Raw genomic sequence first — 6,603 nt, forward strand, 5'->3', positions numbered from 1 at the left:
CGGCCTCGGGCTCGGGCTCGGCCTTGTGCGCGGGCACGTGCGCCGGTCGGACGGGGCCGCCGTGCAGTCGCGCGGCGATGGCGGCGAGCTGTCCCGTGGCGAGCGACACGCCGGGCGGCGTCGGGACCGATCCGGTGCCGGGGCGTCCGGGGTCGTCTCCTCCCGCGATGCCGGGGACGGGCGCGGCGGGCGCGGCCTCGGTCGGGACGGACTTGCCTCTGCGCCACCGGAACATGATCACGGCCTCCCCGATCGCACCAGCGACGATCGGGACCATCATCGTGGGCGACACGCCCGGGCCGACCCGCGACACGCCGAGGATCATGCGGGTGGGGCGCCCGCCGCGCACGCAGACGACGCGCACGCCCCGGGGGACGTGCGCGTCGCGGACGGGAGGGCGGCTAGTTGCCGATCTGCCCGTCGCGCGAGTCCTCGATGACGGTGCCGACCGCGATGGCCACCGTGATGGCCCAGCTGAGCCACATGAGGCCGAGCTTCCAGTCGCGCGGACCCCGACGGGTCGTCTGCATGGTGCTCCAGCCGCCCACGAGGGCGCTGAGGACGCTGCCGTTCAGGATGTACTTGCGCATGACACCTCCCAGTGTTCCTCCACGGTACCGGGATCCGGCCCCCGCGTCCGCCACGCCGCATCCCCTTCCCGCACCCGGCGCGGGCTCCCGGGAGCCGATGAGTACAGTGAGCGCGGATCAGACAGGAGGCGCCCGTGCGCACAGCCCTCATCGGGGCGGTGCTCCTCGTCGTCGGCGCCGTCGCCGTGGCCACCGGAGCCCTCCCGCTCGACGACCTCGGCGTCCTGTACGAGCGGGTCTGGCCGATCCTCCTGTTCGTGGTCGCCATCACGGTGGTCACGGAGCTCGCGAGCGAGGCGGGGCTCTTCACCTGGATCGCCGAGCGCGCGGCGGGCCTCGGCCGCGGACGCACCTGGGCGCTGTGGCTCGCGACCGTGCTGCTCGCGTGCCTCTGCACGATCTTCCTGTCGCTCGACACGACCGCGGTGCTCCTGACGCCCGTGGTCGTCGTGCTCGCGCGGCACTGCGGGCTGCCCCCGCTCCCGTTCGCCCTGACCACCGTGTGGCTCGCCAACACGGCGTCGCTCCTGCTCCCGGTCTCGAACCTCACGAACCTGCTCGCGGAGCACGAGCTCGGCGGGCTCGGCCCCGCGGGCTTCGCGGCGCTCACGGTCGCGCCCGCGCTCGTCGCCATCGCCGTGCCCGTGCTCGCGATCCTCGTGCTCCACCGGAGGGAGCTCTTCACTCGCTACGAGGTCGGGGCGCGGAGCGCGCCGACGGACTCCGTCCTCCTCGTAGGCAGCGCCGTGGTGGTGGGCCTCCTGGTGCCCGCGCTCGTCTCGGGCGTGGAGGTCTGGATCCCGGCGCTCGCCGCCGCCGTGGTGCTCGCGGTCCTCACCGCCGTGCGCCGGCCGGGCGCGCTCCGGCCGGGGCTCCTCCCGTGGCAGCTCGTCGTGTTCGCGTCCGGGCTCTTCGTCGTGATGGAGGCGGCGCAGTCGCTCGGGCTCACCGCCGTCATGGCGGCCGTGTCGGGCGAGGGGCAGGACGCCGCGGCGCTCTTCCGGCTGGCGGGCGTCGCGACGCTGAGCGCCAACGCGGTCGACAACCTGCCGGCGTACCTGGCGCTCGAGCCCGTCGCGGGGTCGCCGGAGCGCCTCGTCGCGGTCCTCGTGGGCGTCAACGCCGGGCCGCTCATCACCCCGTGGGCGTCGCTGGCCACGCTCCTCTGGCACGAGCGGCTGGTGAGCATGGGCGTGCACATCCGGTGGTCGCGCTACGTGCTGCTCGGCCTCGTGGTCGCGCCGCTGACGGTCGGCCTCGCGATGGCGGCGTTCGTCCTCACGAGATGACCGGCGGGCCGCTCCCCGTCGATCCCCGGGGAGTCTGACCGATCAGTCAGGTCCTGACCGCTCGGTCAGCGTAAGCTCCTCACGTGACCAGGACCCCCCGCGCCTCCGCCGGCGACGAGCTGCGCCCCATCGCCGCCGCGCGCTTCGCCCGCGACGGCTTCCAGGCCACCTCGCTCCAGCAGATCGCCGACGAGGCGGGCTACTCCAAGTCCAGCGTGCTGTACCACTTCGCCTCGAAGGAGGCGCTGCTCGAGGCCCTGCTCGAGCCGACCATCGACGCGCTCGCCGAGGTCATCGACCGGGCCGACTCGATCCGCGGCGACGACGACGCGCGCGGGGCGTTCGTGGAGCGGTTCATCGACTTCCTCCTCCTGCACCGGCACGAGGTCTCCCTGTTCATCACGCAGGGCCGCTCGCTCGAGCACCTCGCGGTCATCCGGCGGGCGAACGACCTCGTGCGCCGGCTCGGCGAGACCGCCGGCGCCCTCGACAGCGCCCTCGACCAGCTGCGCTACGGCGTGGCCCTCGGCGGCGCGGCGTACGTCCTCGCCGCGAGCGACGACTGGTCCACCAACGAACCGCTGCCCGACGACGAGATCAGGGCCGCTCTCGTCGTGGTCGTGGGGGAGCTCCTCGCCCCCCTCGCCTCCCCCTCCGCCTGATCCCGCACGTCACGTCCCCTCGTAAGGAGAGCCACCGCCCATGGCCACGCTTCTGTACCGGCTCGGCCGGATCTCGTTCCTCCACCCGTGGCGCGTGGTCGCCGCGTGGATCCTCGTCCTCGGGATCCTCCTCGGCGGCGGACTCGCGCTCGGCGGGAAGACGCAGGAGTCGTTCTCCATCCCGGGCACCGAGTCGCAGGAGGCCATCGACCGCCTCGCCGCCGTGTTCCCGCAGGCCGCGGGCGCGAGCGCGCAGATCGTGACCGAGGCGCCCGCGGGCGCGAAGGTCACGGATGCCGCCGAGGAGGCCGCCATCGAGGCCACCGCGACGGCCGCGGGCGAGGTGCCCGGCGTCGAGACGGCGCTGTCCCCGTTCTCCGAGTACGCGACCGACGCCGTCTCCGACGACGGCACCGTCGCGATCACCACCGTGCAGTTCCGGGGGCAGAGCGACCAGGTGACCGAGGCGACGCTCGACGCGCTGAGGGACTCCGCGCAGGCGGCGACCGACGCGGGCCTCACGGTCTCGTTCGGCGGGCAGGTGTTCCAGGACATCCACTACGGCGTGACGGTGACGGAGGCGTTCGGCGTGCTCTTCGCCGGCCTCGTGCTGGTCCTCACGTTCGGGTCGATGCTCGCCGCAGGCCTGCCGCTCATCGGCGCGCTGGTCGGCGTGGCGGCCTCCGCGGGCGCGCTCCTCGCCGCCGCGCGGTTCGTCACGGTCTCGAGCGCGTCGCCGCTGCTCGCCGTGATGATCGGCCTCGCGGTCGGCATCGACTACGCCCTCTTCATCCTCATGCGGCACCGCACGCAGCTCGCCAACGGGATGCCCGTCGAGCGGTCGGCGGCGACGGCGGTCGCGACCGCGGGCAGCGCCGTGATCTTCGCCGGCGTGACGGTGATCATCGCGCTCCTCGGGCTCCTCGTCGTGCAGATCCCGTTCCTCACCGTGATGGGCCTCGGCGCCGCGTTCGCCGTGCTGCTCGCCATGGGCGTGGCCACGACGCTCCTGCCCGCGATGCTCGGCCTCGCGGGCGAGCGCCTGCGGCCGAAGGAGGGCTCGCGGGCCGCCCGGCGCGCGACGGCGCAGGCCGCGGGGACGCAGCGCACGCTCGGCGCGCGCTGGGTGGCGATCGTCACGAAGGTGCCGATCATCCCCGTGGTCATCGTCATCGGCATCGCCGGCCTCCTGGCCGTGCCCGCGTCGCAGCTGCAGCTGGGGCTGCCGAGCGGGGCCACCGAGCCCGAGGGGTCCACGAGCCGCGTCGCGTACGACACCGTGTCGGACGCGTTCGGCCCCGGGCACAACGGGCCGCTCGTCGTGCTCGTGGACATCACGCAGACCACCGACCCGATCGGCGTGCTCGAGGACATCGGCGGGGAGATCCGCGGCCTCGACGACGTCGCGTTCGTCGGGCAGGGCACGCCCAACCCGTCGGTCGACACCGCGATCATCCAGGTCGTGCCGGACAGCCCGCCCGAGTCGGCGGAGACGACGGCGCTCATGCAGTCGATCCGCGACCTCGCCCCCGGCCTCCAGGACCGGTACGACACGCGCGTGTCGGTGACCGGCACGACGGCCGTGCAGAACGACATCTCGCAGCGGCTCGACCAGGCGCTCGTGCCGTTCGGCATCGTCGTCGTGGGGCTCTCGATCATCCTGCTGATGATCGTGTTCCGCTCCGTCTTCGTGCCGATCAAGGCGGCCGTCGGCTTCCTGCTGAGCGTCGTCGTGTCCTTCGGCACGGTGGTCGTCATCTTCCAGGACGGCCTGTTCGCGGACGCCCTCGGGGTGACGCCCGGCCCGATCCTCAGCTTCATGCCGATCCTGCTGATGGCGATCCTCTTCGGCCTCGCCATGGACTACGAGGTGTTCCTCGTCTCGGGGATGCGCGAGGACTTCGTGCACCACGGCGACGCCCGCCGGGCCATCGTCACCGGCTTCTCGGGTGCCGCGCGGGTGGTGACGGCGGCGGCGCTCATCATGTTCTTCGTCTTCGCGGCCTTCGTGCCCGAGGGCGCGGGCGTGATCAAGACCATCGCGCTCGGGCTCGCCGTCGGCATCTTCTTCGACGCGTTCCTCGTGCGCATGACCCTCGTGCCGGCCGCCATGGCGCTGCTGGGGAGGCGGGCATGGTGGATCCCGCGTTGGCTCGACCGCCTGCTGCCGGACGTGGACATCGAGGGGGAGGGGCTCCGCGAGCACCAGGACGACGTGGACTGGGCGCGCGCGTCCGGTGCCGCCGTCGCCGCCGAGCGCCTGGTCGTCGGCGTCCCCGGCCACCGCCTCGCGCCCGTGGACCTCGCCGCCGCGGCCGGATCCCTCGTGCTCGTCGAGGGCGAGGTCGCCGACCGCCGTCTCCTCGGCGCGACGCTCGGCGCCCGCCTCGTCCCGCTCGCCGGGCGCGCGCAGGTCGCCGGGCATCCGCTCGCCTCGGAGGCCGGCCGGGTGCTCACGAGCGTCGCCATGGCCGACCTCGGCCGTGTCGACCGCGTGGACTCCGGCGTCACGGTGGGGGACCTCCTCGCCGAGCGCATCGACCTGTCCGAGCCCCTCGGGCGCCGCCGCGGCGCCCGCGCGCGTCACGGGGAGTGGCTGGCGCGCATCGCCCAGGCGGCCGACGCCGCCGGGGCGCGCCGCATCGGCGCGGACGACCCCGTCGGATCGCTCCTGCCCCTCGAGCGCGCCATCGCGCTCACGGCCGTCGCCGCCTCCGGACGCGCGCCCGTGCTCGTGCTCGACGTGGTGGACCCGTTCCCGGACGCCGCCGCCGAGCGCGCGTTCCTCCGGGCGCTCGCCGCCCTCGTCCACGAGAGCACGACCGTCGTGCTCGGTGCGCCCGGGTTCCCGGACGACCACGGCATGCCCGGCCGGCCGACGGTCCGCCTGCGCCTCGGCGCGGACGACGTCCCGGCGGACGACGCCCGGCCGCTCGCCGCGGAGCACCCCGCCGCCGAGCACGGGACCGCCGAGCACGGGGCCGCCGAGCACTCCGACATCGACCCGCGCGTCACGACCGGCAAGGAGACCCGCCGATGACCACCCGCTCCGCTCGCCGACGGCTCGCCGTCGCCCTCGTCGCGCTCGTCCCGATCGCGGTCGCGGGCCTGTTCATCGGCTCGCTTTCGGACGTCGCGGACGGCGTCGAGCGGATCCCCGCCGCCATCGTCAACCAGGACGAGATCGTCCAGCAGACCGCGCCCGACGGCACGGAGACGCCCGTGCTCGCGGGCCGCCTCCTCGTCACGCAGCTGACGTCGGACGACAACCAGGCCTTCGACTGGACCATCACCAACGCCGAGGAGGCCGAGCGGATGCTCGACGACGGCGAGGTGTACGCCGTGCTGACGGTGCCGGAGGACTTCTCCGCGTCGATCGTGTCGCTCCAGACGGACACCCCGGAGCGCGCGCAGATCCGCGTCACGACGGACGACGCGCACGGCTACCTCACGGGCGCCGCCACCCAGGCCGTCGGCGTCGGCATGACGAGCGTGTTCGGCAACGCGATCACCTCGCAGTTCGTCTCCGGCATCTACACGACCTTCGGCAGCCTCAAGGGCTCGCTGACCGACGCCGGCACGGGCGCCGACCAGCTCGCGGACGGCGCCACGCAGCTCTCCTCGGGCGCCACGGCGCTCGGCGACGGGCTCACGCAGCTCGGCGACGGCCTCGGGCAGTCGCAGCAGGGCGCGTCGCAGCTCGCGGACGGCCTCGGGACCTACACGGGCGGGGTCTCCCAGCTCTCCTCGGGGCTCGACCAGCTGCAGACGGGCGCGGCCGGGCTCTCCCAGGTCGCGGACGGCGTCGAGCAGTACGCGGGCGGGGCGGGGCAGATCGCGCAGCAGGTCGCGGGGATCCGGCAGCAGCTGTCGGCCGACCCGCGGACGGCGCCGCTCGCCGCGCAGCTCCAGCCGCTCGAGCAGGGGCTCGACCAGTACGCCGCGCAGGGGCGGACCCTGGCGACGCAGGCGGGCGCCGGGATCCAGGGCGTGCAGCAGGGCATCGGCCAGAGCGCCTCAGGCGCCGCCCAGCTCGCCGCGAACGGCGGCGCGCTCGTCACG

At 74.4% G+C, this 6,603-nt stretch carries 5 protein-coding genes and 1 pseudogene; 4 read left to right on the top strand and 2 right to left on the bottom strand.

Going from position 1 to position 6,603, the window contains the following annotated elements:
- Both Q6969_RS11700 and Q6969_RS11705 read right to left on the bottom strand, forming a co-directional pair.
- Nucleotides 1-313: pseudogene (locus tag Q6969_RS11700) on the bottom strand (hypothetical protein); the annotation flags it as partial.
- An 88-nt stretch (nucleotides 314-401) separates the two neighbouring features.
- Complete coding sequence (locus Q6969_RS11705; RefSeq protein ID WP_094115415.1) at nucleotides 402-590, bottom strand: hypothetical protein; 189 nt, start codon at nucleotides 588-590, stop codon at nucleotides 402-404.
- Nucleotides 591-724: 134 nt separating this feature from the next.
- Here Q6969_RS11705 and Q6969_RS11710 point away from each other — a divergent pair, with 134 nt between their 5' ends.
- From Q6969_RS11710 to Q6969_RS11725, 4 genes are all read left to right on the top strand, one after another.
- On the top strand, nucleotides 725-1,879 hold the full coding sequence (locus Q6969_RS11710; RefSeq protein ID WP_317230595.1) for an SLC13 family permease: 1,155 nt from the start codon (nucleotides 725-727) through the stop codon (nucleotides 1,877-1,879).
- 83 nt (nucleotides 1,880-1,962) lie between these two features.
- Nucleotides 1,963-2,541 carry a TetR/AcrR family transcriptional regulator gene (locus Q6969_RS11715; protein WP_317230596.1) on the top strand — a complete coding sequence of 193 codons (579 nt, stop codon included), beginning with the start codon at nucleotides 1,963-1,965 and terminating at the stop codon, nucleotides 2,539-2,541.
- A gap of 40 nt (nucleotides 2,542-2,581) precedes the next feature.
- A complete protein-coding gene (locus Q6969_RS11720) occupies nucleotides 2,582-5,581 on the top strand; it encodes an MMPL family transporter (protein ID WP_317230597.1) in 3,000 nt (999 codons plus the stop codon).
- Nucleotides 5,578-6,603: YhgE/Pip family protein (locus Q6969_RS11725; RefSeq protein ID WP_317230598.1), on the top strand; the 1,026-nt coding region annotated here is incomplete at its 3' end. The genes Q6969_RS11720 and Q6969_RS11725, both read left to right, overlap by 4 nt.

The organism is Clavibacter sp. MX14-G9D, from assembly GCF_032917815.1.
GTDB classification, from domain to species: domain Bacteria; phylum Actinomycetota; class Actinomycetes; order Actinomycetales; family Microbacteriaceae; genus Clavibacter; species Clavibacter michiganensis_K.

Excerpts from the sequence above, each read along its gene's own strand:
- Q6969_RS11720 (WP_317230597.1), top strand. The coding sequence starts at position 2,582 with ATGGCCACGCTTCTGTACCGGCTCGGCCGGATCTCGTTCCTCCACCCG.
- Q6969_RS11705 (WP_094115415.1), bottom strand. The coding sequence starts at position 590 with ATGCGCAAGTACATCCTGAACGGCAGCGTCCTCAGCGCCCTCGTGGGC.